Raw genomic sequence first — 24,569 nt, forward strand, 5'->3', positions numbered from 1 at the left:
TCTGCCATGAACGACGCATGCCACCCAATCGCCGGCCGCTCCCGAATCGCGGCCGGCGCGGGTGACGCCGGGTCGGTCAGCCGGCCACCGGCACGTAGATCTGGTCGCCGGCGCGCAGATCGCTGCCGCTCATGGCGTTCAGCTGCTGGATCTCGACGACCGTGTCGCGCACGTCCTCACCGGGCTCGGTCCGCGAGACCGCGATCCCCCACAGGGTCTCGCCGGAGCCGACCGTGTACGTGTCCGCGACGACCGGCGCGACGTCCCCGGCCTCCGTGGCGAACGCCTGCGGACCCACGACGGCGGCGGCGAGCACCGCGAGCACGAGCGCGAGCACACGGCCGGTGCGGGCGCGTCGAGCCCGGGCCACGGGGTTCTGCGGTGCGTAGATGCTCATGATCGCCTCCTGATTCGAACGCCTGTTCTATCGAACGCTTGTTCTAGTTCTACCATCACGCCCCGACACCCGCAAGACACGCTCGAACATATGTTTGATTTCGCATGGCGGTTGCCCTAGCGTCGTGACACAAGAGGACCACCGGGGTCTGACATCGGATGCGGACCACGAGACGGGAGGCGCGGACCATGGCCCACGACACGACGGACGGGCTCCCGTCCCCTGGCGGCGCCGAGGGCGCCACGGTGCACGAGCTGCGCGACCCCGCCACCGGGCTCACCACCCGCCAGCGCGCGGTGGTCGACTTCATCCGCGCCACGGTCGCGGACCGCGGCTACCCGCCGACGCTGCGGGAGATCGGCGAGGCGGTCGGGCTCACGTCGCCGTCATCGGTCAAGCACCAGCTGGTGGCACTGGAGGCGAAGGGCGTGCTGCGACGCGACCCTCACCGCCCGCGCGCGATCGAGGTGGTCCTGCCCGGCGACGAGCCGCTCGAGGCCGCTCCGCCCGCCGCCGACGAGGCGCCGACGCCGCTGCCGGCGACCGCATCGTCCGCCGACCACATGGCCACGGTGCCGCTGGTCGGACGGATCGCCGCCGGCGGGCCGATCCTCGCGGACCAGGAGGTCGAGGACGTGTTCTCGCTGCCCCGCCAGCTCACGGGCGAGGGCGAGCTGTTCATGCTCAACGTGTCCGGAGACTCCATGATCGACGCCGCGATCTGCGACGGCGACTGGGTCGTGGTACGCCGCCAGCAGAGCGCGGAGAACGGCGACATCGTCGCGGCGCTGCTCGACGACGAGGCGACCGTCAAGACCTTCCGCCGGCGCGACGGCCAGGTCTGGCTCATGCCGCACAACCCCGCGTACACGCCGATCGACGGCACCCACGCCCGCATCATGGGCAAGGTCGTCTCCGTCCTGCGCCGCGTCTGACCTCAGGACGCGGCGAGGCGCCGCAGCGCGCCCAGCGCGATCTCGCGGTCGGTCGTGGGCCACAGGTCGGGCATCGACCGCGCGAGGAACCCCCCGTACCGCGCGGTGGCGAGCCTGGGATCCAGCACCGCCACCACGCCGCGGTCCGATGAGGACCGGATCAGCCGTCCCGCGCCCTGCGCCATGAGCAGCGCGGCGTGCGTGGCGCTCACCGCCATGAACCCGTTGCCCCCGCGCTGCGCGACGTCCTCCGTCCGCGCCTGCGCGATCGGCTCGTCCGGCCGCGGGAACGGGATCCGGTCGATCACCACCAGGCTCGAGGTGCGACCGGGCACGTCGATGCCCTGCCACAGCGACGTGGAGCCGAACAGGCAGGTGCGCTCGTCCTCGGCGAACCGCCGGACCAGCGTCGGAAGCTGGTCGTCGAGCTGGTAGAGCACCGGCACGTCGAGACGCTCCCGCATCGCCTCCGCCGCCTGCTGGGCCGCCCGATGCGAGGAGAACAGGCCGAGCGTGCGCCCGCCGGCGGCCGCGACCAGGGCCTCCAGCTCGTCGAGCGCCGCGGCGGACATCCCGCCCATGCCCGGCTTCGGCAGGTGGCGGGCGACGTAGAGGATCCCCTGGCGCGGGTAGTCGAAGGGGCTGCCGGCGTCGAGCGTCACGGGATCGTCGACTCCCAGATGCCTGGCGATGGCGCCGAAGTCGCCGCCGAGCGCGAGCGTGGCGCTCGTCATCACCGACGCCTTCTCCTCGAGCAGGCGCGTGCGGATCAGGCCGGCGACGTCGAGCGGCGCGGCGACGATGCGCTCGGGCACCTCCGCGTCGTAGTCGCCGTCGCGGGGGGCCAACCAGACGACGTACCGCCCGCTCTCCCCCTGCAGCTCCTCGCAGACGTCGAGGATCTCGCCGAGCGAGGCCGAGGCGATCTTCCCCGCCGATCCGGCCTGCTCGGCGTGCTTCTGCACCTGCGAGGCGATCGCCCGGGCCGCGCCGCGCACCTCCTCGACCGCCGCCGACAGATCGTCCGGCAGACCGAGCCGGAGCCGGTCGACCGTGCTGTCACCGAGCGCACCGTCGAGGTGACGCGCCGCGCGATCCAGGTCCTCGGTGGTGACGCCGCAGCGTCGAGCGGCCCTCGCCGCGCGGTCCACCGAGGCGACCGTGAGCTCGTGGGTGGCCGACGAGGTGATCCGCTGCACCAGCTCGTGAGCCTCGTCGACGATCAGCACGGAGTGCTCGCCCAGCATGTCGTGGCTGGTGGCCTGCACGCCGAGCACCGCGTGGTTGGTGACCACCACGTGCGCCTTCGACGCGTCCTCGCGCACGTGCTGGGAGAAGCATTCGTCCAGCACGGGGCACTTGGACTCGAGGCACTCGCGGCCGCTCACGGACACCTGTGCCCACGCGCGGCCGCTGACGCCGGGCACCAGGTCGTCCCGGTCCCCCGTCTCCGTCTCCTCCGCCCACTCGTGCAGGCGCGCGACCTCGCGGCCCAGCTCCGACGTGGGTCCGATCGGGAGCGTGCCCTCGTCGGGCTCGGGGTAGCCGCCGCCCATCTTGTGCACGCAGAGGTAGTTGCCGCGCCCCTTGAGCAGCGCGACGCGCGCACGCTCGCCCAGCGCAGGCTCGAGCGCCTCCGCCACCATCGGGAGGTCCTTGGTGAACACCTGCCGTTGCAGCGCGAGGGTCGCGGTCGAGACCACCACCCGCGTCCCGGACCGGACGGCGTGGGCGACCGCGGGCACCAGGTACCCGAGCGACTTCCCCGTGCCGGTGCCGGCCTGGATGAGCGCGTGCGCGTCGTCGGCGAGGGTGGTCGCGACGGCGCGGGCCATCTCACGCTGGCCCTCGCGCGGCTGTCCCCCGAGCGCGGCGACCGCGCGGTCGAGCAGCGCGTCGGCGTCGTGCGCTCCGGACCCCGCCGGCGACGCCTGGGTCGCCTCGGATGGGGCCTTCACGCCGTGGCCGAGGTGACGCCGGCCTCCTCGAGGCGCGCCGCGAGCGCGGCATCCACGCGAGCGCTGAGGCGCGTCCCGTCGGCCACATGCTCCTGGGCGAGGACCTCGCCGTGGCGGTGCACCTCGCTGACCAGGTCGCCGCGGGTGTACGGGACCACCACGTCGACGGTGACCTCGGGACGCGGGAGCTCACGGCCGATGAGCTCCATCAGGTCGTCGATGCCCTCCCCCGTGAGCGCCGAGACCTCGATGGTGACCTCGCGGCGTCCGCGCAGCCTCAGCAGCGTCTCGGCGTCGGCGATGTCGGCCTTGTTGAGGACCAGCACCTCCTTCACCTGATCCGCCCCGGGGACGTCGGCGAGCACCTCGCGCACGGCGCGGACCTGGCTCTCCGGGTCGGGGTGGGAGGCGTCGACCACGTGCAGCATGAGGTCGGCGTGCGCGACCTCCTCGAGCGTGGAGGCGAACGCGGCGACCAGCTGGTGGGGAAGATCGCGGACGAAGCCGACCGTGTCGGAGACCGTGAACTCGCGGCCGTCGGGCGTGCGGCTGCGGCGGACCGTCGGGTCGAGGGTCGCGAACAGCGCGTTCTCGACCAGCACGCCCGCTCCCGTCACGCGGTTGAGCAGGGAGGACTTGCCCGCGTTCGTGTAGCCGACGATCGCGACGTTGGGCAGGGTCAGGCGGCGGTCGCGACGCACGGCGCGGGCGGGCTCCATCGCCTTGATCTCGCGCCGCAGCTGCGCCATGCGCGTGCGGATCCGGCGCCGGTCCAGCTCGATCTTGGTCTCACCGGGTCCGCGCGAGCCGATCCCCGCACCGCCGGCGACGCGGCCACCGGCCTGCCGCGACATCGACTCGCCCCACCCGCGCAGGCGCGGGAGCAGGTACTCGAGCTGCGCGAGCTCGACCTGCGCCTTGCCCTCCTTGGACTTGGCGTGCTGGGCGAAGATGTCGAGGATGAGCGCGGTGCGGTCGATCACCTTGACCTTGACCACGTCCTCGAGGGCGCGGCGCTGGCTCGGCGCGAGGTCGTCGTTCACGATCACGGTGTCGGCGCCGACCGACGCCACGATCTCCCCGATCTGCTTGGCCTTGCCCGAGCCCACGTAGGTCGCCGGATCCGGATGGGGTCGACGCTGCAGCACGCCGTCGAGCACCTCGGAGCCCGCGGTCTCGGCGAGGGCCGCGAGCTCGCGCAGGGACACCTCGGCGTCGAGCGCGGTCCCGTGCGACCACTGGCCGACCAGCACCACCCTCTCGAGGCGCAGCTGGCGGTACTCGACCTCGGTGATGTCCTCGAGCTCGGTGGACAGCCCGGCGATGCGGCGGAGCGCGGCGCGCTCCTCGCGGTCGAGCTGTTCGCCGTCGTAGTCGGTGGCCTGTGTCCCGCCCTCGGCGACCGCCGTGCCGGCGCGCGAGAGCACCCGGTCGATCACCGCGTCGGCGCGGGAGCGGCCGGGCTCGTCCGCCTGGATGTCCTGGTGCGATTCCTGAAGTCCCATACGCGACCATTGTCGCACCCCGGCCCCTCGACCCCGTGCGGGCGGGCGATACGCTCGTCGTCGTGACCGAGGACCACTACTTCACCGCGCAGCCGGCCTCCGCGGACGAACGACGCCTGATCTCCGTCGCCCTCGGCGGTCTCGACCTCGAGGTCGAGACCGCGACCGGCATCTTCTCCCCCGGCCACGTCGACCTGGGCACGCGGGTGCTGCTCGCGCAGGTGCCGGACCCGCGGGGACGCGTCCTCGACATCGGCTGCGGGTGGGGGCCCATCGCCCTCGACGCGGCGCTGCGCGGACCCGACGACGTCACGGCGATCGACGTCAACGAGCGTGCCCTCGACCTGCTCCGGCGCAACGCCGACCGCATCGGGCGCCATCACGCGCTCGCACCCGTGGCCGCGATGCGTCCGGACGAGGTCCCGGCCGGGGCCACCTTCGACACCATCTGGTCGAACCCGCCGATCCGCATCGGCAAGGCCGCGCTGCACGAGCTCCTCGCGACCTGGCTCCCCCGTCTCGCGCCCGGCGGCGAGGCCTTCCTGGTGGTGCAGCGCAACCTGGGCGCGGACTCGCTGGCGCGATGGCTCGGCGACCAGGGCTGGGGCGCGGTCGACAAGGTCGCGAGCTCGAAGGGGTTCCGCGTGCTCCGCGTGGCCGCCTGACCCGGCCTCGCTACAGCCGCTCGCCGCGCGCGGCGGCATCGGCGATCGCGACGATGCGCGCGGCGCGCGTCGCCTCACGGCGCGCCATGGCGACGTGCCCGAGCATCTGCTTCCGGGCGGACGGCGAGAAGCCCTCCCAGGCCTCCCGTGCGCCCGGGCGGCTCGCCAGGGCCTCGGCGAGATCGGGCGGTACGACAAGGTCCTCGACGTCGTCGAGCATCGTCCACGAGCCATCTGCCTTCGCCGCGGCGACCACCGCGGCGCCCGAGGGAGCCATGAGCCCCGCGCGCTCGAGCTCGGCCAGGCGGACCTTGTTGCTGCGCGCCCAGCCGGAGCCGCGCCGGCGCGGCGCGCAGTACTGCAGCGTCCGCGAGTCGTCGAGCCTGCGCGTGATCGCGTCGATCCACCCGAAGCAGAGGGCCTGCCGCACCAGGTCCTCGTAGGTGAGGCCGGCGCGGCCCGCTCCGTGTCGCCACATCGCCACCCAGACCCCGGTGGCCTCCGCGTGATGCTGCTCGAGCCACGCACGCCACTCGTCGGCGTCGGCGGGGTGGATCCGTGCGACGCCGTCGTCGCCTGCCTCGATGGGGTGCACGGTCAGCCCGGCAGGTCGACCATGCCCTCGGCCACGAGCACCGCGGGCCCCTCGAGCACGGTCGAGTCCCGCGAGACCCGGACGGTCACCACACCGCCGGGCACCTCGACGTCCCACACGTCCGGAGCGTCGAGACCCGCCCAGAAGCGCATCGCGAGCGCGACGGCGCACGCGCCCGTGCCGCACGAGCGGGTCTCGCCGGAGCCTCGCTCGTGCACCCGCATGCGCACCCGGCCGCGGTGCTCGCCGGCCACGTCCTCGAAGCCCAGCGCGACGGCGAACTCGACGTTGCTGCCGTGCGGAGGCATGGGCGACACCGCCGGGGCGGCGGTCAGGTCGAGGGCGTCGAGCTCGCCGGTGTGGGCGAGCGCGACCACGTGGTGGGGGTTGCCCATGTCGACCGAGAGAGCCGGCCGCGCGAGGTCGAGCCCGCGCGCCTCCACCTCGGCGTCGAAGCCGGCGGCCGTGTCGCCGAGCCGGTGCACGCCCATCCCGATCGCGTAGCGGCCGTCGTCGAGCCTGGTGATCGTGCGCGGCCCGCCGCGCGTGCCGAAGGTCAGGCCCCCCGTGAGGTCCTCGCCCGCGTGACGCTCGAGGAGTGCGCCGAACACGCGTGCGCCGTTGCCGCACATCTCGGAGGTGGTCCCGTCCGAGTTCCAGTAGTCCATGAACCAGGTGTCGGGGGCAAGGTCCGCCCCGGCCTCGAGGACGCCCGCACGCACCGCGCGGATCACTCCGTCCCCGCCGATCCCGGCACGGCGGTCGCACAGGTACGCGACACGATCCGGGGTGAGGTCGATCTCGCCCGCCGGGTCGTACAGCAGCACGAAGTCGTTCTCGGTGCCATGGCCCTTGGTGAACGGGAGCGTCGTCATGGGGCCCAGCCTACGGGGGACGATGCGCGGGTCAGGCCGCGTCGGCGGCCCGCACCTGGGCGAGCGCGTCGGCGGAGGCGCGAGCGACATCGTCGGGGCCGACGGGCGCGCCGATCCAGCGCACCCGCGGGTCCGGGCGGAACCACTGGGCCTGCTTCCGCGCGAGCCGGCGCGTGTGCTGCGCGATCAGCTCGCGCGTCTCCTCGGCGTCGAGCTCGCCGTCGAGATGACGCAGCGTCTCGGCGTATCCGACCGCCCGGCGCGCGGTGACGCCCTCCCGCAGCCCTCGCGCCTCGAGGCCGCGCACCTCGTCGACCAGGCCCTGCTCCCACATCGCGTCGACCCGGGCGCCGATCCGCGGGTCGAGCACGTCGTAGGCGAGTTCGAGGGCGATGGTGACCGCGGGCGCGGCGTAGGCGTGCCGGGGAAGCGAGCTCCGCGTCGATCCAGTCAGCGTGATGATCTCGAGGGCGCGGACCAGGCGCTTCACATTCTGCGGCGGGATCTTGGCTGCGGCCTCCGGGTCCGCGGCGGCCAGCTCGCGATGCAACGCGCCCGGCCCCTCGGCGTCCGCGCGTGCCTCGAGCGCGGCGCGCAGCGCGGGATCGGTGCCCGGGAACTCGAACACGTCGAGAAGCGCGCGCAGGTACAGGCCCGAGCCGCCCACCACGATCGCGCGCCGGCCGCGCGCGTGGATCGCGGCGATGTCGGCGCGCGCCTCGGCCTGGAATCTGGCGACCGAGGCGTCCTCGTGGACGTCGAGGGTGTCGAGCTGGTGGTGAGGGATCCCGCGCCGCTCGCCGAGCGGCAGCTTGGCGGTGCCGATGTCCATGCCGCGGTAGAACTGCATCGAGTCGGCGTTGACGATCTCGCCGTCGAGGGCCCCGGCGAGGTCGAGGCTCACGGCGGACTTGCCCGTCGCCGTGGCGCCCACCACCGCGACGATCACCGGCGCATCGTCCCTCGCCGCGGTCGGACCCGAAGGCGTCGTCACGCGCGGCGCAGCGTCGGGATGCCGAGCCCGACCGGTCCGGCGGCACCGCCTCCGGTGCCGCACGCGTCGCCGCCGTGATCGTGGTCGTCGGCCTGCGCCGCGTCCCAGGCGTCGCCGGCGCGCGTACGTCGCACCTGGTACAGCCCTCCATCGAGACCGGAGTCGGCGATCAGGTGATGCGGCGCACCGTGCGTGACGCGGACCCGCACCATGTCGCCGGGACGGGGCGTGGCCTCGCCGGCGGGCACGGAGAAGTGGACCAGGCGGTTGCCGGGTTCACGCCCGGACATCCGCGCCGACTCGCCGTCCTTGCGTCCACCCGAGTCCAGCACCAAGAGCTCGAGGTCGCGGCCGACCAGCGCCCGCGAGTCCTCCAGCGTGATGCGCTCCTGAAGCGCGACGAGGCGCTCGAAGCGCTCCTGCACCACCGCCTTGGGGAGCGGCTCCAGCTCGTACGCGGGCGTGCCCGGGCGCGGCGAGTACTGAAAGGTGAAGGCCGACGTGAACCGCGACGCCTCGACCACCCGGAGGGTCTCGGCGAAGTCCTCCTCGGTCTCGCCGGGGAACCCGACGATGATGTCGGTGGTGATCGCCGCCTCGGGCATCGCCGTCCGCACGCGGTCGATGATGCCGAGGAACCGCTCCGAGCGGTACGAGCGGCGCATCGCGCGAAGCACCCGATCGGACCCCGACTGCAGCGGCATGTGGAGGCTCGGCATCACGTTCGGCGTCGCGGCCATCGCCTCGATCACGTCGTCGGTGAAGGCCGCGGGATGGGGCGAGGTGAAGCGCACGCGCTCGAGGCCGGGGATCTCGCCGCAGGCGCGCAGGAGCTTAGCGAATGCGCCGCGGTCGCCGAACTCGACGCCGTAGGAGTTGACGTTCTGACCCAGGAGCGTGACCTCGACGGCGCCCTGGGCGACCAGCGCCTCCACCTCGGCGAGGATCTCGCCGGGACGCCGGTCGCGCTCCTTGCCGCGCAGCGACGGGACGATGCAGAAGGTGCAGGTGTTGTTGCACCCGACCGAGATCGACACCCAGCCGGACGCGTGAGAGTCGCGTCTCGAGGGCAGCGTCGACGGGAAGACCTTGAGCGACTCCTCGATCTCGACCTGCGCGGCGGCGTTGTGACGCGCGCGCTCGAGCATCGCGGGCAGCACGTCGATGTTGTGCGTGCCGAAGACGACGTCGACCCACGGCGCGCGGGTGACGATCTCGCCGCGGTCCTTCTGCGCGAGGCAGCCACCGACGGCGATCTGCATCCCGGGACGCTCCGCCTTGACGGCCGCGAGCTGCCCGAGGTTGCCGTACAGGCGCGTCGCGGCGTTCTCGCGCACTGCGCAGGTGTTGATCACGACCACGTCCGCGACGTCGGCGCCCGCGGGCGCGGCGGCGTACCCGGCCTGCTCGAGCAGGCCCGACATGTGCTCGGAGTCGTGAACGTTCATCTGACACCCGAGCGTCCTGACGAGGTACGTGGGTGCGGGGGAAGTCTGGGTCATGCCTGTCCTGCGACGGCGTCCGCGCGTAGCTCGCGGATCACCGTCACCTTGATCTCTCCGGGGAAGGTGAATTCCTTGCTGATGTGCCCCGCAATTGTACGCGCCAGCGCCTGCGTGCCCTCGTCGTCGACCTCGTCGGGCTCGACGATCACGCGGACCTCGCGCCCGGCCGACATCGCCAGCACTCGCGTGACGCCCTCGTGTGCCGCGACGAGCTCCTCGAGGGTCTCCATCCGCGACACGTACGCGTCGAGGTCCTCCCGCCGGGCGCCGGGTCGGGCCGCGGAGAGGGCGTCGGCGACCTGGACGATCACCCCCTCGACGCTCTCCTGCGGCACCTCGTCGTGGTGGGCGGCGATGGCGGCGACCACCAGCGGCTCCTCGCCGTGCTCGGCCGCGAAGCGTGCGCCGACGGCCGCGTGGGTGCCGGGGAGGTCGTGCGTGAAGGCCTTGCCGATGTCGTGGAGGAACGCGGCCCGCCGCGCGACCTCGACGTCGGCGCCGACAGCGCGGGCGATGTCCTCCGCGAGCTGGGCGGACTCGACCAGATGGGCGAGCACGTTCTGCCCGTACGAGGTCCGCAGCCGGAGCCGCCCGAGCACTTCGACCATCTCGGCAGGGACCGCGCTGATCCCGGCCGCGGCGATCGCATCGAGCCCGGCGTCGCGGTGGCGCTGCGAGGCGCCCGCGACGGCACGCGCGTACGCGGCCTCCACGCGCTGGGGCTGGATGCGGCCGTCCTGGACGAGCGCCGCGAGCATGACCTCCGCGATCTCCCGTCGCTCGGGGTCGAAGCAGGAGAGCTGGACGGCGTTGACGCCCTCCTCCACCAGCACGTTCACCCCGGTGAGCGCCTCGAACGCGCGGATGTTGCGACCCTCGCGCCCGATGATGCGGCCCTTCATCTCCTCGCTCGGCAGGTCGACCCACGTGGTGCCGTGCTCGGTCGACGTGGCCTGGGCCTGACGCTGCATCGCGTCCACGAGGATCTCCCTGGCGCGGAGGTCGGCCTGGTCACGGGTGCGGCGCTCGATGCGCCGGACCTCGCCCGCGGCCTTCGCGCGCGCCTCGGCGACGAGGGCCGCGCGGAGCTCCTCCCGGGCCTCCTCAGGGGTGGTGCCGGCGACATCCGCCAGGGCCGCCGCGCGCTCCTGATCGACGTGCGCGCGCTCCTGCGCGAGCCGCTTCTCGTCACGCACCACGACCGCCGCCCGTTCCTCGAGCGAGCGCGCGTACTGCTGCGCCTGCCGGTGATCGGCGGCGATCTCCGCTTCACGGGCCAGCGCCAGCTCCTCCCGACGCTTGGCCTCGGTCAGCCTGGCGCGTGCGTCCTCGCGCAGCGACTCGGCCTCGCGACGGCCGGCCTCCCGCTCGGCGCGGGCCTCTCGGCGGGCGAACAGGACCAGCAGCAGGGCGACCAGGGAGGCGCCCAGGAGCACCAGGACGATCACCGACGTCGGCATCCCGGCTCCCTCCGCTTAGTGGTCCTCCTGACTATCGGCATCTCGCAAGTCTCGCACGAGGGCGAATGCGAGCGAGCTCGAGTAGCCCTTGCGGCCGAGCATGGCGACCACGCGCCTGGTGCGCACCTCGTCCGGGTGCGACGCCAGCTGGTGCCACCGGCGCGCGGCGAGCTCGGAGGCGCGCCGACGCTCGTCGTCCTCGTCGACCTGGGCGAGCGCCGTCTCGATGTCGTGGTCGTCGAAACCCTTGCGGCGGAGCTCCTGCCGGATGGCCCGACCGGCCTGGCCCCGCTCCGCGTGCCGGGTTCGCACGATGGTCGCGGCGAGCGCGGAGTCGTCGAGCAGGCCGACCTCGATGTACCGGTCCACGACGAGCTCCGCGGTCCCGGGATCGACGTCCCGCGCGAGGAGGCCGTCGCGCAGCTGGGATGCCGACCGGGGCGCGTGCGTCAGGAGCCGCAGCGCGATCTCGCGCGCGCGCTCGGCGGGGTCGGAGGCCGCCTCGGCCGCCCGCCGGTGCGCGGCGTCGTCCTCGCGACGCCGCGCACCGCGCGGGCCCGCCACTAGAAGTCCGCCTTGCCCTTGCGGCCGGAGGGCGCGACGACGGGCTCGGGGGCGTCCTGGCTCTCCTCACCGATCGGCACGCCGACCCCGAGCTTGGTCTTCACCTTGCGCTCGATCTCGTCCGCGAGCTGAGGGTTGTCCTTGAGGAAGTTGCGGGCGTTCTCCTTGCCCTGGCCCAGCTGGTCCCCCTCGTACGTGTACCAGGCACCGGACTTCTTGACGAAGCCGTGCTCCACGCCGAGGTCGATGATGCCTCCCTCGCGGGAGATGCCCTGGCCGTACAGGATGTCGAACTCGGCTTGCTTGAACGGCGGCGCCATCTTGTTCTTCACGACCTTGACGCGGGTGCGGTTGCCGACGGGCTCGGTGCCCTCCTTGAGGGTCTCGATGCGGCGCACGTCGAGGCGGACCGAGGCGTAGAACTTGAGGGCCTTGCCGCCCGTGGTGGTCTCGGGGCTGCCGAAGAACACGCCGATCTTCTCGCGGAGCTGGTTGATGAAGATCGCGGTGGTGCCGGTGGTGTTGAGGGCACCCGTGATCTTGCGAAGCGCCTGCGACATGAGACGTGCCTGGAGGCCGACGTGGCTGTCGCCCATCTCGCCCTCGATCTCGGCCTTGGGCACCAGCGCCGCGACCGAGTCGATGACCAGGATGTCGATGCCGCCGGAGCGGACCAGGATGTCGGCGATCTCGAGGGCCTGCTCACCCGTGTCGGGCTGCGAGACGATGAGGTTGTCGGTGTCGACGCCGAGCTTGCGGGCGTACTCCGGGTCGAGCGCGTGCTCGGCGTCGATGAACGCCGCCGTGCCGCCCTGCTTCTGCATGTTGGCGACCGCGTGGAGCGCCACCGTGGTCTTTCCGGAGGACTCCGGGCCGTAGATCTCGACGATCCGGCCCCGCGGCAGCCCGCCGATGCCGAGCGCGATGTCGAGCGCGAGCGAGCTGGTGGGGATCGCCTCCACGGCGACCTTCTGCTGCTCGCCCAGGCGCATCGCCGAGCCCTTGCCGAACTGACGGTCGATCTGACCGAGTGCCGCCTCGAGGGCCTTGCTGCGATCGGGTGCCTGTGCCATGTCGCTTCCTTCCGTTGCCTGATGCGGCGGGTGATGCCGGGTCGAGGTCGACGCTACGCCGAGCCTCTGACACCGGCCGGTCGGGGCCTCCCACGTCGGGGAGGGCTCGGGCCGGTCGGCGTCCTGTCGACCACAGTAATCGAACGCGTGTTCGATCGGAAGCGACACGCCGTGGCGCGTCATCGGCGCGGCGGGGGCACCAGCCGTTCGATGTCTCCGCCGTCGCGCCGGTCGAGCGGCACGTCCATCTGGGCGCACCACGCGTGCCAGACGTCCCGGGGGGCGTGCCCGCGCTCGAGCGCGGCGGCGGGGGTCAGGGACTCGAGGTCCGACAGCGCGAGCTCGCGCGCCAGGGTGCGCGCGTAGGCCTCGCCGAACACGGCGTCGGCCAGCGCCCAGAACTCGCTGAGCCTCACGCCCTAGCGGGACCGCATCGAGCTGAGCAGCTCGGGGACGGTGTCCGGGATCGACGGCATCATCGTCACGGAGTCGAGGGACTCGGCGGCGGCGAAGCGGTCCGACACCTCGCGCAGGATGTCCGACATGGGGACGTCGAGCGCGTCGCAGATCGAGGCGAGCAGCTCCGAGGAGGCCTCCTTCTGGCCGCGCTCCACCTCGGACAGGTAGCCGAGGGAGACGCGCGCTCCCGAGGAGATGTCACGGAGGGTCTTGCCCTGCGTGAGACGGGCGTCGCGAAGGACCTCGCCGATCTCGTTGCGAAGCACAGGCATGCGCCCTCCCCTCATCGTCGTCATGCGGCCCTTGTCCATGTCTGACACAACGCACCATACCCCACGGTTGTTCCGCCCCCGTGGCGCGCGCGTTACAGCCCTGTCACGTCTCCCGCCATCGCCGCGCGCAGCATCGCCAGCGCTTGCTCCACCGCTCCGGTGCGCACGGCGTCGCGGTCCCCCGGGAGGTGCACCGTCGCCACCTGGTCACCGCGCGGGCCCGCGACGGCGAGGCACACCGTCCCCGCCTCCCGTCCGCCGTGCCCGTCCGGACCCGCGACGCCCGTGGTCGCGATGCCGAACGTCGCTCCGGTGAGCGTGCGCGCCGCGGCGGCCATCGCGGTCGCCACCTGCTCGGAGACCACCCCGGCGCGCTCGATGAGCGACGCATCCAGGCCGAGCAGGCGCTGCTTCATCTCGACGGTGTAGGCGACCACGCCCCCGCGCACGACCGCCGACGCCCCCGGCACGGCGACCAGCGCGGCGCAGACGGCGCCGCCGGTCATGGACTCGGCGGTGGCCACCGTCTCGCCGCGGTCGGCCAGGCGGGCGACGAGCAGCTCAGCCGTGCTCACGGCCGCCCGCCCGCTGGTGGCGCGCCGCCGCCAGGATCTTGATCGTGTAGTCCACGCCGGTGACGACGGCCAGCACGGTGGCCGCCATGAGCACCCACCAGGCCGCGGTGTCGACCCAGGCGGGCGTGCCGGGCAGCAGGTAGAGCCAGATCGCCAGCAGCTGGGCGAAGGTCTTGAGCTTGCCTCCGCGGGACGCCGCGATGACGGTGTCCTCCGCGACCAGCAGGCGCCCGACGGTCACCCAGACCTCGCGCACCGCGATGACGACCACCGGCCACCACGGGACCCCGTCGATCAGCACGATCATCACGAGCGCCGCCAGCACGAGCGCCTTGTCGGCGATCGGGTCGGCGAGCTTGCCGAAGGAGCTCACGACGCCCCAGCGGCGGGCGAGGTAGCCGTCGAGGTAGTCCGTGGCGGCCGCCGCCATGAACAGTCCGACGCCCCACCAGCGCATCGCGCCCTCGTCGCCGCCGTCGGCCCACAGGAGCACGACCATGACGGGAACCACCACGAGCCGCGCGACGGTGAGCAGGTTGGGCAGAGCGGATGTCACGGCATCACCCTAGTGGGGTTCGAGACCCGCCTGGCCGGGACCCCCGCCAAGGCGCGCGATACTTGAGCCATGAGCCGCCCCGCACGCCACGGATCGTCGCGCGCGCGCACGCCCGGCGCCGCGGGGGCGCTCGCCGCCACCCTCGCGGGGGCGATCGGCGCGGTGATCGGCCTGGCGGCGTTCCAGGCGCTGCCGACGCCCACGTCCACGCCGGCCGCGACGCAGACGTCCGACGCGGCCGCCCCGGCGGCATCCGTGCCCGCGGAGGACGCGGTCACCGCATCGCCCAGCCCGAGCCCCGAGCCTCCCACGCCCGTGCGGTTCACCCTGGTGGCGGCGGGCGACGTCCTCCCGCATACCCCGGTGAACCGCTCGGCCGCCGGCGAGAACGGCTACGACTACAGCCCGCTCATGGCCGCGCTGGACCCCTACGTGTCGGGGGCGGACCTGGCGTTCTGCCACCTCGAGGTCCCCGTCACCCCGGAGGGGTCGTCACCGTCGGGGTACCCGCTGTTCTCCTCGCCGCCGGAGCTGGTCCGCGACCTTGCCGAGGCCGGCTGGGACGGCTGCTCGACCGCGTCGAACCACACGGTCGACAAGGGCGTCCGCGGGGTCGAGGCGACCCTCGCCGCGCTCGATGCGAACGGCCTGCAGCATGCGGGCTCGGCCCGGACCGCGGAGGAGGCCGCGGAGACCTCCTTCTACACGGTGTCGAGCGGGGACCGCGAGATCCGCGTGGCGCAGATCTCGTTCTCCTACGGCACGAACGGGATGCCGGTCGCCGACCCCTGGGAGGTCAACCTGTTCGACGCGGAGGCGTCGGACGCGGCGCCGATCATCGCGGCCGCCGAGCAGGCGCGCGCGGACGGCGCGGACGTGGTGGTCGCGTCCGTCCACTGCTGCGTCGAGTACCGGACGGAGCCGACGGACGCTCAGCGCCTCCTGGCGGAGCGGATCGCGGAGTCGGGCGCGGTCGACCTCTACGTCGGCCACCACGCGCACGTGCCTCAGCCGATCGAGCTGCTTCCCGGCGGCCCCGCGGGCGAGGGCATGTGGACGGCGTTCGGACTCGGCAACTACCTCTCGAACCAGAGCACCCTGTGCTGCGTGCCGCAGACGTCGAACGGCGTGGTCCTCACGGCCACGTTCACGGTGGATCCGGACGACGCGGTGCAGGTCGCGGTCGAGTGGACGGCGATCACCGTTGACCGCGCCGACTCGCACACGATGCACGTCCTGACCGACATCCCGGACGGCGCCGGCACCCTCGGCGCCGCCGAGGTCCAGCGGCGCTGGCAGATGGTGCGCGACGCGGTCGGCGACGAGGCTCCCGAGCGCACGTCACCCGCGCAGGCGCTGGCGGAGGCGTCCGCGGCGGTCCTCACGCCGGCCGCCTGAGCGCGTCGCCGTCGGTCCCGCGGGCATCCCGCGACGCGACCCGCGCGGTCAGCCCCCGAGGCCCTTGAGGTCCAGCTCGCCGGTCTCGCGCGGGTTCGGGTCGATCAGGCTGGTCGACAGCCGCGAGTGCGCCGCGATCACGGCGGCGCCCGGCTGCGCGACCCCGAAGAGCCACCCCTGCCCGTACCGCCAGCCGCATCGGCCGAGGAACTCCGCCTGCGCCTCGGTCTCGATGCCCTCGGCGATCGTCGCCAGCCCGAGCTCGCGGGCGAGCGCCCCGAGCGCGCGCGACACCTTGGCACCCGACGGGTCCTCCGGGATGCCCGCGACGAACGACATGTCGAGCTTGACGCCGGACACCGGCAGGTCGCGCAGGTAGGACAGCGGCGACACCCCGGTCCCGAAGTCGTCGAGCAGGATCGGGACGCCCGCGTTGCGCAGCTCGGTGAGCTCGTGCCGGATCCGCGTGTTCGGGGCGACCAGGGAGGCCTCGGTCAGCTCCACGACGATGCGTTGCGGGGTGAGGTGGTGACGGCCGATCGCGCTCAGCACGCGGTCGGCGAACTCGGAGTCGCCGAGCTGGTCCGCCGACACGTTCAGCGACACCCACGTGCTCTCCGACGGGTGGCGCGCGAGGAACTGGGACGCCTGCTCCACCAGGGCGGCGCCGAGCGTGACCGCGAGGCCCTTGTCCTCGATCAGCGGGAGGAACGCGCCGGGCAGCAGCAGCCCGCGCGTCGGGTGCTGCCAGCGCACGAGCGCCTCGTATCCGACCACCGAGCGCGTCGCGAGCTCGAGGATCGGCTGGTAGTGCAGGACCAGGTCGCCGTGCTCGATCGCGCGTGCGAGCTCGGCACCGAGCGCGCTCTGGCTGTCGTGCGAGGTGCGCATCGACGCCTCGAACACCTCGGTGCGGGACTTCCCGGCCGCCTTCGCGCGGTACATCGCCGCGTCGGCGGCACTCAGGAGCGTCGCCGACCCTCCCGCGAGGCTGTCGTCGTCGGCCATGGCGATGCCGATCGAGGCACCCAGCTGGATCTGGTGACGCTTCACCGCGAGCGGGCGCTTGAGCCCCTCGTGGATCGAGGCGGCGATGTCGAACAGCGCCTTCGAGCAGTCCGGATCCTGGACGGCGATCACGAACTCGTCGCCGCCGATGCGCGCGACGGTGCCGCTGCCGCCGGTCGCGGCCCGGAGGATGCCGGCGACGTGGACCAGCGCGCTGTCGCCCGTGGCGTGGCCGAAGCGGTCGTTGAGCCCCTTGAAGCCGTCGAGGTCCACCGCGATCACGCCGACGCGTCCGTCGGCGTCGGGCTGTGCGAGCAGGTTCTCCAGCACCTCGTGGAGCAGCGTGCGGTTCGCGAGGCCGGTCAGCGGGTCGTGCATCGCGCGGTGCGCGAGGAGCTCGGAGTGCATGCGGTCGTCCGTGGTGTCGCGGAGCTGCACCACGTAGTGGTCGGGCGCGCCGCCCGCGTAGCGCACCAGCCCCACGTCGAGCACCGCCCAGACGACGTTGCCGTCGGTGCGGACGTAGCGCTTCTCGAGCGAGAAGTGGCTCTGGTAGCCCTCGTACAGGCGCTCGAGCTGGTCCCGCTCGGCCTGGATGTCCTGCGGGTGCGACAGCGCCGAGAAGGGGGTGCCGCGCAGCGCCGCGACGGTGTGGCCCATCATCTCCGCGAACGCGCGGTTGACCTCCATGAGGCGCCACTCGAGGTCGACCAGCGCCATGCCGGTCGGAGCGTTCTCCATCGCGCGGCGGAACTGCGCGTCCGAGCGGTTGAGGGCCTCGGCGGCCTCGCGCAGCCCCGTGGTGTCCATGATGGTGACCACGGTGACCGGCTGGCCGTGCGGCGCCTGCTCGACCTGGTCCGCCTTGATGTGCAGCCACCGGATGTCGTCGGGTCCGCGGCGGCCCGGGACGCCGATGATCCGCGGCCGGCCCTCCTCGGTGAGCGCGAACGCGTCGCGGCCGAGCAGCGGCCGGTGGTGCTGGTCGACGCACCGCAGCGGCAGCCGGGACAGCGGCAGCCCGGTGGTGTCGGCGGCGTTGAGGCCGAGGATCCCGGCGGCGACATCGGACATGAGGGCGACATCGCCGGTGCGCGTCAGGATCATGATGCCGTCGCGCGAGGACGTCATGACGGCCTCGAACTGCTGGCGCAGCAGGCGCTCCTGCTCGAGGGCCGTGTCGCGGGCGACCCGCTCCCTGCCGGAGCGCCAGAAGAAGTAGAACGCGGCGAGCGCCAGCACGACCAGAAGCGCGCTCGAGCCGGCGACGAACGCCGGCTGCGCGAACAGGTCTAGCGCTCCGTCCATTCGCCGTCCTCACCGTCGGGTTCCACCTGGGTGGTGCCCACGCTAGCGCCTGACTCCCCTCGTAGGACAGCAAGAGTCGACGCCAGCTCCTCAGGTGTGACCAACACGTCACGCGCCTTGGAGCCCTGCGAGGGCCCGACCACGTCGCGCGTCTCCAGGAGATCCATGAGCCGGCCCGCCTTCGCGAAGCCCATCTTCAGCTTGCGCTGGAGCATCGAGGTCGATCCCAGCTGCGTGGTGATGACCAGCTCGGCGGCCGCCAGCAGGTCGTCGAGATCGTCGCCGATGTCCTCGGCGACGGCCGCGGCACCCGTGGCCGCCTGCGTGACGTCCTCGCGGTACTCCGGGTCGGCCTGCGCCTTGGCGTGCTCGACCGCGGCGTGGATCTCCGTCTCCGACACCCACGCGCCCTGCACGCGCATCGGCTTCGACTCCCCCATCGGCAGGAACAGGGCGTCGCCCTGACCGATCAGCTTCTCCGCGCCGGGCATGTCGAGCACCACCCGCGAGTCCGCGAGCGACGAGGTCGCGAACGCCAGCCGCGAGGGCACGTTCGCCTTGATGGTGCCGGTGATGATGTCGACCGACGGGCGCTGCGTCGCGAGCACCAGGTGGATGCCTGCCGCGCGGGCGAGCTGGGTGATGCGCTGGATCGACTCGTCGACGTCGCGGGGCGCGACCATCATGAGGTCCGCGAGCTCGTCCACGATCACCAGCAGGTAGGGGTACGTGTGGATCTTCCGCTCGGAACCGGGCAGCGGCTTGACCTTGCCCGCCCGCACCGCCTTGTTGAAGTCGTCGATGTGCTTGAAGCCGAACAGCGCGAGGTCGTCGTAGCGCATGTCCATCTCCTTCACCACCCACTCGAGGGCCTGCGCGGCCTTCTTCGGGTCGGTGATGATCGGAGTGATGAGGTGGGGGATCCCCTCGTAGATGGTGAGCTCGACGCGCTTGGGGTCGACCAGCACCATGCGCACCTCGTGGGGGGTGGCGCGCATCAGGATCGACGTGATCATCGAGTTCACGAACGACGACTTGCCGGCGCCGGTCGCGCCCGCGACCAGCAGGTGGGGCATCTTGGCCAGGTTGGCCATCACGTAGCCGCCCTCGACGTCCTTGCCGATCCCGATCGCCATCGGGTGGTCGTTGCGGGCCGCGACCTGGGAGCGCAGCACGTCGCCGAGCATGACGGTCTCGCGATCGACGTTCGGGATCTCGATGCCGATCGCCGACTTGCCGGGGATGGGCGAGAGGATGCGGACGTCCGCGCTCGCGACGGCGTACGCGATGTTCTTGCTCAGCTGGGTGATCTTCTCGACCTTGACCCCCGCGCCGAGCTCGACCTCGTAGCGCGTGACGGTCGGGCCGCGCGTGAAGCCGGTGACGGTCGCGTCCACCCCGAACTGCTCAAGCACGTCGGTGAGAGCCGCCACGACCCGGTCGTTCGCGGCGGACCGCTCCTTGTGGGGCGCGCCCTTCACGAGCATGTCGAGGTCGGGAAGCACGTAGGGGGCGGAGTTCTCGAGGGTGCCCTGCTCCCCCACCGGGACGATGCGCGTGGTCGGCGGCGCCACGGGCGCGGCGGCTGGGATCGCCTGGGTGACGGCGTCGGCCGCGTCCTCCCACGGCGCGCCGTCGTCCTCGGCGTCCTGCGGCACCTCGTAGGGCGAGATCACCTCGGTCACGGGCGGGCGCCCGGCGCCCTCGGGGTCGAGGATCAGGTCGTCGAAGTCGGTGCGGCCCACCTGAGCGGCGGTCGCGAACGCCTCGTCGGCCTCGTACGAGTCGAGTCCATCCTCACCCGCCGGCTCGCCGTGCAGCGCCCGGTCGAGGAGCTGCCGCGCACGGCCGCGACGCTTCCGCGCCGGCTGCTCACCGGAGCGCGCGAGGGTGCGGTGCTCGGGCAGGTCGAGCTCCTGGTCCTCGTCGTCGCCGTGACGCACCTTGGCGGAGACCTCGCGGACCCACGCCACCGCCTCGCGCATCGAGATCCCCGCGACGATCAGCAGCGCGAGCAGGGCGAGCAGGACCATGACGACGATCGCGAGCGGCGCGGACACCAGCGACGCCAGCGGCGTCCCGATGAGGAAGCCGAGGATCCCGCCCGCCGCCTGGATGCCCTCGACGCCCGCGGTCGGGCTCGGCTGCCCCTGGGCGACGTGGATGATGCCGTCGACCATGATGGCGAGCATCAGCGCGCCGAGGGTGATGCGGTGGTTGGCGGACTCCTCCTGCGGGGCCCGCATGAGTCGGATCGCCATCGCGACCAGGACCACCGGAAGCCCGTACGCGAGCACGCCGAACGTGCCGGCGGCGACCCAGTGGATGGCGACGCCGGCCCAGCTGCTCAGCTCGAACCACTCGCGCGCGGCGACCAGGATCGCGACGATGACGAGCAGGATCGCCCACCCGTCACGTCGCACGGCGGGGCTCACGTCGCGCGCGCCGTGCCCGATCCCGCGGACGGCGTTGCCGGTCGCGGCGGCGGTCCCCTGCCCCACCTTCCGGAGCACGCGCAGCACCGCCGGAGGACGCTTCTTGGCCGGCTGCCGGGCCGCGGGGCGGCGGCCGCCGCCCTTGCCCGTCGCGGCGGATCGAGTCGCGGGGCGGCTCTGTCGCGTGTCTGCCATGGGTCAGGACGGTACCGCGCACCCCCGACTTCGGCCGGTTGCCACCCCGCGCGACCCCCGCATCGTCCCCCTCAGGCCTCCACGACCACCGGGATGATCATCGGTCGCCGGCGCAGCTTGGTGCCGACGTACCGGCCGAGCACGCGGCGCGCCACCTGCTGGAGCTGATGCGTGTCGGCGGCACCCGAGCGGGCGGAGTCCTCGATCGCCTTCTTGATCTCGGGCAGGATCGCGTCGAAGACCGCGTCGTCCTCCGCGAGGCCGCGCGCGTGGACCTCGGGGCCGCTGACGACCGTCCCGTTCGACGAGTCGACCACGGCGAACACGGACACGAAGCCCTCCTCCGCGAGGATCCGGCGGTCCTTGAGCTCGGTCTCCGTGATCTCCCCGACCGACGAGCCGTCGACGTACACGTTGTGGAACTCGACCCCGCCGACGACCTTCGCGACGCCGTCCTTGAGGTCGATCACGGTGCCGTTCTCGGCGTGGACAACGTTCTCCGCCGGGATGCCGGTGCGCATCGCGAGGCGGCCGTTCGCCAGCAGGTGGCGCACCTCGCCGTGGATGGGCATGACGTTCCGCGGGCGCAGGATGTTGTAGCAGTAGATGAGCTCGCCCGCGCTCGCGTGGCCGGACACGTGGACGCGCGCGCTGCCCTGGTGGACCACCGTGGCGCCGAGCCGCATCAGGCCGTTGATCACGCGGAACACCGCGTTCTCGTTGCCGGGGATGAGGGACGATGCGAGGACCACCAGGTCCCCCTCGCCCACCTCGACCTTGTGGTCGCGGTTGGCCATGCGGGACAGCGCCGCCATCGGCTCGCCCTGCGAGCCGGTCGACATGTACACGACCTTGTGACGCGGCATCTGGTCCGCGGCCTTCGGGTCGACCAGGATCCCGTCGGGGACGCGCAGGAAGCCCATCTCGGCGGCGATCCCCATGTTGCGGACCATCGACCGGCCGACGAACGCGACCTTGCGGCCGTGCTCCTCCGCGGCGTCGATCACCTGCTGGACGCGATGCACGTGGCTCGCGAAGGACGCGACGATGATCCGCCCCTTGGCCTGCGCGAACTGCTGGTTGAGCACGGGACCGATCTCGACCTCGGCCGTGGTGAACCCGGGGACCTCGGCGTTGGTGGAGTCGACCATGAAGAGGTCGACCCCCTCCTCGCCCAGGCGGGCGAAGGCGCGCAGGTCCGTGATGCGACCGTCGAGCGGGAGCTGGTCCATCTTGAAGTCGCCCGTGTTGAGCACGGTGCCGGCGGAGGTGCGCACCATGACCGCGAGCGCGTCCGGGATCGAGTGGTTCACCGCGATGAACTCGAGGTCGAAGCGCCCGAGCTGCTCGCGCTGGCCCTCCTTCACGGCGAGCGTCACGGGGGTGATGCGGTGCTCCTTGAGCTTCGCCTCGATGAAGGCGAGCGTGAGCTGCGAGCCCAGGATCGGGATGTCCCGGCGCATGCGGAGCAGGTACGGGACGGCGCCGATGTGGTCCTCGTGGCCGTGGGTGAGGACGATCGCCTCGATGTCGTCGAGCCGGTCCTCGAGGTAGTCGAGGTCGGGCAGGATCAGGTCGACGCCCGGCTGGTGGTCCTCGGGGAAGAGGACGCCGCAGTCGATGATGAGGATGCGCCCGTCGATCTCGAGCGTGTGCATGTTGCGGCCCACCTCGCCCAGCCCCCCGAGGGGGACGATGCGCAGGGTGCCGGATTCGAGCGGCGGCGGGGCGGGCAGGTCGGCGTGGAAGGTCATGCGGTCTCCGTCAGGGATGGATGCCCGCGGCGGTCAGGCGCGAGATGAGCGCCTCATGCTCGGCGGGCGTGTTGGGAAGAAGCGGGAGCCGCATCGCGCGGCTCGGGATGGCGCCGAGCCAGTGCACGGCGGACTTCGCGTTGGTGGCGCCGGGGCCGGTGAAGACGGCCTCGTGCACCGGCAGGAGCGACTCGTGGATGCGGTCGGCCTCGGCGTCGTCGCCCGCGTCGTGCGCGGCGATCATGGCGGCGAGCTCGGCGGACACCACATGGCTCGACACCGAGACGACTCCGACGCCGCCGGCGCGGAGGAACTCGAGGGTGAGCGCGTCGTCGCCCGAGTACCAGGCCAGGCCGGTGCGCTCGATGCGGGCCTTCGCCTGCGCCACGTCCCCGGTGGCGTCCTTGACCGCGACCACGCGCGGGTGCGCGGCCAGCTCGTCCATCGACTCGTCGGAGATCGCGAGCGCGGTGCGGCCCGGGATGTCGTAGAGCATCGCGGGCAGACCCGTGGCGCCCAGGATCGCGCGGAAGTGCGCGACGACCCCCGCCTGCGACGGCTTGGAGTAGTACGGGGTGAGCGCGAGGATGCCGTCGGCGCCGGCCTCCTCGCCCTGCTCGGCCATCCGCACCGCGTGGGCGGTGTCGTTCGAGCCGGCGCCCGTGAGGATCGTGACGTCGGGTCCGACGGCCTCGCGGACCGCCTGCAGGAGGTCGACCTTCTCCGGTGCGTGCGTCGTCGGCGCCTCGCCGGTGGTGCCCGAGAGCACCAGCCCGTCCGAGCCGCGGGCCACGAGGAAACGGGCCAGAGCCTGGGCGGATGCGAGGTCGAGGGCGCCGCCCTCGTGCATCGGCGTGACCATCGCGGTCAGCACGGTGCCGAACGGCCGGGAGGTGGAAGTCATGGGACTCAACTTACCGCGCGCGCCGGGCCGCGCGGCGTCCCTCGCCGGGCCCCGCGTGGTCGTGGACGGGGGTTGCATGTGCGCCTGGGTGTCATGTCACCGGCCTCATGCGCGGCGACCCGCGCGCGTAGCGTGGAAGATGCGGGGTCCGGCGAGGGAACCGGACCCCTGGCGGTGCGGCAGCCGCCACGCGTGCCTCACCGTCCGGATGGAAGGAGAGGAAGATGCGCACGAGAGTGCTGAGCCTCATCGCCGTGGCGCTCATGACCGTCGCCCTGGCGGCGCCGGCGGGCGCCCAGGGCAAGCCGGATGGCGTCGGCGGGGGCGGTCCGCCGTCCGGAGTCGGGGACACCGGGCTGTACAACAACCTGTCGGTGCCCACGCTCCTGGTCAGCGCGGCCGGCCAGTCGCCGCAGCCGTACCTGACGATGGGGTGCGGGACGGCCGTCGCGCCGGGTCACGACGAGCAGGCGACGGACCCCGACTTCGACGGCTACTGGACGCAGAAGTCCGAGTCGACCTGGACCGCGACCTGCGGAGTCGTGCTCGCGGCCTCCGCCGTGATCGACTGGGGCGACAACCTGACCGGGAGCACCGCGCTCAAGTCCGGGAAGACCATCCGCGTGGAGGCGAGCCTGCTCGCACCCGTCGGCGCGGGCGACACCGGGTACTACGTGGAGAAGCTCACGGACGAGCTCGACCGCTACGCCACCTACGGCACCGATGGCACCACCCTGGCGGAAGCGGCCGCGGACCCGGGCATCGACCTGCCGGCGCCGATGACGCTGGCCAGGGTCTGGGACCCCGGCGCCTACCTCACCATCGCGGAGCTCGACAAGGACGATGTGGTCGGGAGGACCGTCTACGAGGGGGTCGCCGTGGCCGAGGTCAACTCGGCCGGCGCGATCGTCTACGGCTTCAACTGGGGCCAGAAGGGCGCGGCTCCCCTGCCGGGCTCGTACCGGATCACCTTCGAGGTATCCACGGCGACCACGCTCACGGGCGTGTTCGACACCGTGGGCGACACCGACCTGCCGGACGCGCACACCGCGACGCTCGACATCGTCCTGACAGCCTCGGGAGGCAAGAACGCACGGTAGCCGGGCCGCACCGGCGCCCGGGGGACGGGGTCGACGGCCCCGTCCCCCGGACGACCCCGCATCGTCCCGCGCCGGCCCC

General features: G+C 72.8%; 22 protein-coding genes. 4 read left to right on the forward strand and 18 right to left on the reverse strand.

Annotated elements, in window-relative coordinates:
- Positions 1 to 76: 76 nt before the first annotated feature.
- Positions 77 to 397, reverse strand: a complete 321-nt coding sequence (locus QQX10_RS03905; protein ID WP_301118377.1) for a LysM peptidoglycan-binding domain-containing protein — start codon at positions 395 to 397, stop codon at positions 77 to 79.
- A 188-nt stretch (positions 398 to 585) separates the two neighbouring features.
- On the opposite strand from QQX10_RS03905, the gene lexA reads away from it, so the two are divergent.
- Positions 586 to 1,332: a transcriptional repressor LexA gene (gene lexA / locus QQX10_RS03910; RefSeq protein ID WP_301118378.1), complete on the forward strand. Its 747-nt coding sequence runs from the start codon at positions 586 to 588 to the stop codon at positions 1,330 to 1,332.
- Positions 1,333 to 1,334: 2 nt separating this feature from the next.
- On the opposite strand, the gene QQX10_RS03915 is transcribed toward lexA, so the two are convergent.
- Positions 1,335 to 3,290, reverse strand: coding sequence for an ATP-dependent DNA helicase (locus QQX10_RS03915; RefSeq protein WP_301118379.1), 1,956 nt, complete (start codon positions 3,288 to 3,290; stop codon positions 1,335 to 1,337).
- On the reverse strand, positions 3,287 to 4,795 hold the full coding sequence (gene hflX, locus QQX10_RS03920) for a GTPase HflX (protein ID WP_301118380.1): 1,509 nt from the start codon (positions 4,793 to 4,795) through the stop codon (positions 3,287 to 3,289). The genes QQX10_RS03915 and hflX overlap by 4 nt, the downstream gene beginning before the upstream one ends.
- Positions 4,796 to 4,857: 62 nt before the next feature.
- Between hflX and QQX10_RS03925 the strand changes: the two genes are divergently transcribed.
- Positions 4,858 to 5,460 carry a class I SAM-dependent methyltransferase gene (locus tag QQX10_RS03925; protein ID WP_301118381.1) on the forward strand — a complete coding sequence of 201 codons (603 nt, stop codon included), beginning with the start codon at positions 4,858 to 4,860 and terminating at the stop codon, positions 5,458 to 5,460.
- A 10-nt stretch (positions 5,461 to 5,470) separates the two neighbouring features.
- On the opposite strand, the gene QQX10_RS03930 is transcribed toward QQX10_RS03925, so the two are convergent.
- From QQX10_RS03930 to pgsA, 11 genes are all read right to left on the reverse strand, one after another.
- Complete coding sequence (locus QQX10_RS03930) at positions 5,471 to 6,055, reverse strand: YdeI/OmpD-associated family protein (RefSeq protein ID WP_301118382.1); 585 nt, start codon at positions 6,053 to 6,055, stop codon at positions 5,471 to 5,473.
- A gap of 2 nt (positions 6,056 to 6,057) precedes the next feature.
- Entirely contained in the window at positions 6,058 to 6,930 is an 873-nt protein-coding gene (gene dapF / locus QQX10_RS03935) for a diaminopimelate epimerase (RefSeq protein WP_301118383.1), read from the reverse strand.
- 31 nt (positions 6,931 to 6,961) lie between these two features.
- Positions 6,962 to 7,924 carry a tRNA (adenosine(37)-N6)-dimethylallyltransferase MiaA gene (gene miaA, locus QQX10_RS03940; protein ID WP_301118384.1) on the reverse strand — a complete coding sequence of 321 codons (963 nt, stop codon included), beginning with the start codon at positions 7,922 to 7,924 and terminating at the stop codon, positions 6,962 to 6,964.
- The gene (gene miaB / locus QQX10_RS03945) at positions 7,921 to 9,426 is read right to left on the reverse strand and encodes a tRNA (N6-isopentenyl adenosine(37)-C2)-methylthiotransferase MiaB (protein WP_301118385.1); all 1,506 of its coding nucleotides are present in this window, start codon (positions 9,424 to 9,426) and stop codon (positions 7,921 to 7,923) included. The genes miaA and miaB overlap by 4 nt, the downstream gene beginning before the upstream one ends.
- Positions 9,423 to 10,889 carry a ribonuclease Y gene (gene rny, locus QQX10_RS03950; RefSeq protein WP_301118386.1) on the reverse strand — a complete coding sequence of 489 codons (1,467 nt, stop codon included), beginning with the start codon at positions 10,887 to 10,889 and terminating at the stop codon, positions 9,423 to 9,425. The genes miaB and rny overlap by 4 nt, the downstream gene beginning before the upstream one ends.
- A 15-nt stretch (positions 10,890 to 10,904) precedes the next feature.
- The gene (locus QQX10_RS03955) at positions 10,905 to 11,453 is read right to left on the reverse strand and encodes a regulatory protein RecX (RefSeq protein ID WP_301118387.1); all 549 of its coding nucleotides are present in this window, start codon (positions 11,451 to 11,453) and stop codon (positions 10,905 to 10,907) included.
- Positions 11,453 to 12,526: a recombinase RecA gene (gene recA / locus QQX10_RS03960; RefSeq protein WP_301118388.1), complete on the reverse strand. Its 1,074-nt coding sequence runs from the start codon at positions 12,524 to 12,526 to the stop codon at positions 11,453 to 11,455. The genes QQX10_RS03955 and recA overlap by 1 nt, the downstream gene beginning before the upstream one ends.
- A 179-nt stretch (positions 12,527 to 12,705) precedes the next feature.
- Positions 12,706 to 12,942, reverse strand: a complete 237-nt coding sequence (locus tag QQX10_RS03965; protein ID WP_301118389.1) for a DUF3046 domain-containing protein — start codon at positions 12,940 to 12,942, stop codon at positions 12,706 to 12,708.
- A 3-nt stretch (positions 12,943 to 12,945) separates the two neighbouring features.
- A complete protein-coding gene (locus QQX10_RS03970; protein WP_301118390.1) occupies positions 12,946 to 13,257 on the reverse strand; it encodes a helix-turn-helix domain-containing protein in 312 nt (103 codons plus the stop codon).
- Positions 13,258 to 13,349: 92 nt separating this feature from the next.
- Positions 13,350 to 13,832, reverse strand: coding sequence for a CinA family protein (locus QQX10_RS03975; protein ID WP_301118391.1), 483 nt, complete (start codon positions 13,830 to 13,832; stop codon positions 13,350 to 13,352).
- On the reverse strand, positions 13,819 to 14,388 hold the full coding sequence (gene pgsA, locus QQX10_RS03980) for a CDP-diacylglycerol--glycerol-3-phosphate 3-phosphatidyltransferase (protein WP_301118392.1): 570 nt from the start codon (positions 14,386 to 14,388) through the stop codon (positions 13,819 to 13,821). Before pgsA ends, QQX10_RS03975 begins: the two co-directional genes overlap by 14 nt.
- A gap of 69 nt (positions 14,389 to 14,457) precedes the next feature.
- Between pgsA and QQX10_RS03985 the strand changes: the two genes are divergently transcribed.
- On the forward strand, positions 14,458 to 15,786 hold the full coding sequence (locus tag QQX10_RS03985; RefSeq protein ID WP_301118393.1) for a CapA family protein: 1,329 nt from the start codon (positions 14,458 to 14,460) through the stop codon (positions 15,784 to 15,786).
- A gap of 48 nt (positions 15,787 to 15,834) precedes the next feature.
- On the opposite strand, the gene QQX10_RS03990 is transcribed toward QQX10_RS03985, so the two are convergent.
- The 4 genes from QQX10_RS03990 to dapA form a co-directional block, all read right to left on the reverse strand.
- Positions 15,835 to 18,102, reverse strand: coding sequence for a putative bifunctional diguanylate cyclase/phosphodiesterase (locus tag QQX10_RS03990; RefSeq protein ID WP_301118394.1), 2,268 nt, complete (start codon positions 18,100 to 18,102; stop codon positions 15,835 to 15,837).
- On the reverse strand, positions 18,087 to 20,732 hold the full coding sequence (locus QQX10_RS03995) for an FtsK/SpoIIIE family DNA translocase (RefSeq protein ID WP_301118395.1): 2,646 nt from the start codon (positions 20,730 to 20,732) through the stop codon (positions 18,087 to 18,089). The genes QQX10_RS03990 and QQX10_RS03995 overlap by 16 nt, the downstream gene beginning before the upstream one ends.
- Before the next feature lie 71 nt (positions 20,733 to 20,803).
- The gene (locus QQX10_RS04000; protein WP_301118396.1) at positions 20,804 to 22,486 is read right to left on the reverse strand and encodes a ribonuclease J; all 1,683 of its coding nucleotides are present in this window, start codon (positions 22,484 to 22,486) and stop codon (positions 20,804 to 20,806) included.
- A 10-nt stretch (positions 22,487 to 22,496) separates the two neighbouring features.
- Entirely contained in the window at positions 22,497 to 23,390 is an 894-nt protein-coding gene (dapA, locus tag QQX10_RS04005; protein WP_301118397.1) for a 4-hydroxy-tetrahydrodipicolinate synthase, read from the reverse strand.
- 224 nt (positions 23,391 to 23,614) lie between these two features.
- On the opposite strand from dapA, the gene QQX10_RS04010 reads away from it, so the two are divergent.
- Positions 23,615 to 24,490 carry a hypothetical protein gene (locus QQX10_RS04010; protein WP_301118398.1) on the forward strand — a complete coding sequence of 292 codons (876 nt, stop codon included), beginning with the start codon at positions 23,615 to 23,617 and terminating at the stop codon, positions 24,488 to 24,490.
- Positions 24,491 to 24,569: the final 79 nt, after the last annotated feature.

It is taken from the genome of Demequina lignilytica (genome assembly GCF_030418305.1).
GTDB lineage: Bacteria > Actinomycetota > Actinomycetes > Actinomycetales > Demequinaceae > Demequina > Demequina lignilytica.

Excerpts from the sequence above, each read along its gene's own strand:
- QQX10_RS04000 (WP_301118396.1), bottom strand. The coding sequence starts at position 22,486 with ATGACCTTCCACGCCGACCTGCCCGCCCCGCCGCCGCTCGAATCCGGC.
- QQX10_RS03970 (WP_301118390.1), bottom strand. The coding sequence starts at position 13,257 with ATGCCTGTGCTTCGCAACGAGATCGGCGAGGTCCTTCGCGACGCCCGT.
- dapA (WP_301118397.1), bottom strand. The coding sequence starts at position 23,390 with ATGACTTCCACCTCCCGGCCGTTCGGCACCGTGCTGACCGCGATGGTC.
- QQX10_RS03905 (WP_301118377.1), bottom strand. The coding sequence starts at position 397 with ATGAGCATCTACGCACCGCAGAACCCCGTGGCCCGGGCTCGACGCGCC.
- QQX10_RS03990 (WP_301118394.1), bottom strand. The coding sequence starts at position 18,102 with ATGGACGGAGCGCTAGACCTGTTCGCGCAGCCGGCGTTCGTCGCCGGC.
- miaB (WP_301118385.1), bottom strand. The coding sequence starts at position 9,426 with ATGACCCAGACTTCCCCCGCACCCACGTACCTCGTCAGGACGCTCGGG.
- QQX10_RS03985 (WP_301118393.1), top strand. The coding sequence starts at position 14,458 with ATGAGCCGCCCCGCACGCCACGGATCGTCGCGCGCGCGCACGCCCGGC.
- QQX10_RS03995 (WP_301118395.1), bottom strand. The coding sequence starts at position 20,732 with ATGGCAGACACGCGACAGAGCCGCCCCGCGACTCGATCCGCCGCGACG.
- QQX10_RS04010 (WP_301118398.1), top strand. The coding sequence starts at position 23,615 with ATGCGCACGAGAGTGCTGAGCCTCATCGCCGTGGCGCTCATGACCGTC.
- dapF (WP_301118383.1), bottom strand. The coding sequence starts at position 6,930 with ATGACGACGCTCCCGTTCACCAAGGGCCATGGCACCGAGAACGACTTC.
- lexA (WP_301118378.1), top strand. The coding sequence starts at position 586 with ATGGCCCACGACACGACGGACGGGCTCCCGTCCCCTGGCGGCGCCGAG.
- hflX (WP_301118380.1), bottom strand. The coding sequence starts at position 4,795 with ATGGGACTTCAGGAATCGCACCAGGACATCCAGGCGGACGAGCCCGGC.
- recA (WP_301118388.1), bottom strand. The coding sequence starts at position 12,526 with ATGGCACAGGCACCCGATCGCAGCAAGGCCCTCGAGGCGGCACTCGGT.
- rny (WP_301118386.1), bottom strand. The coding sequence starts at position 10,889 with ATGCCGACGTCGGTGATCGTCCTGGTGCTCCTGGGCGCCTCCCTGGTC.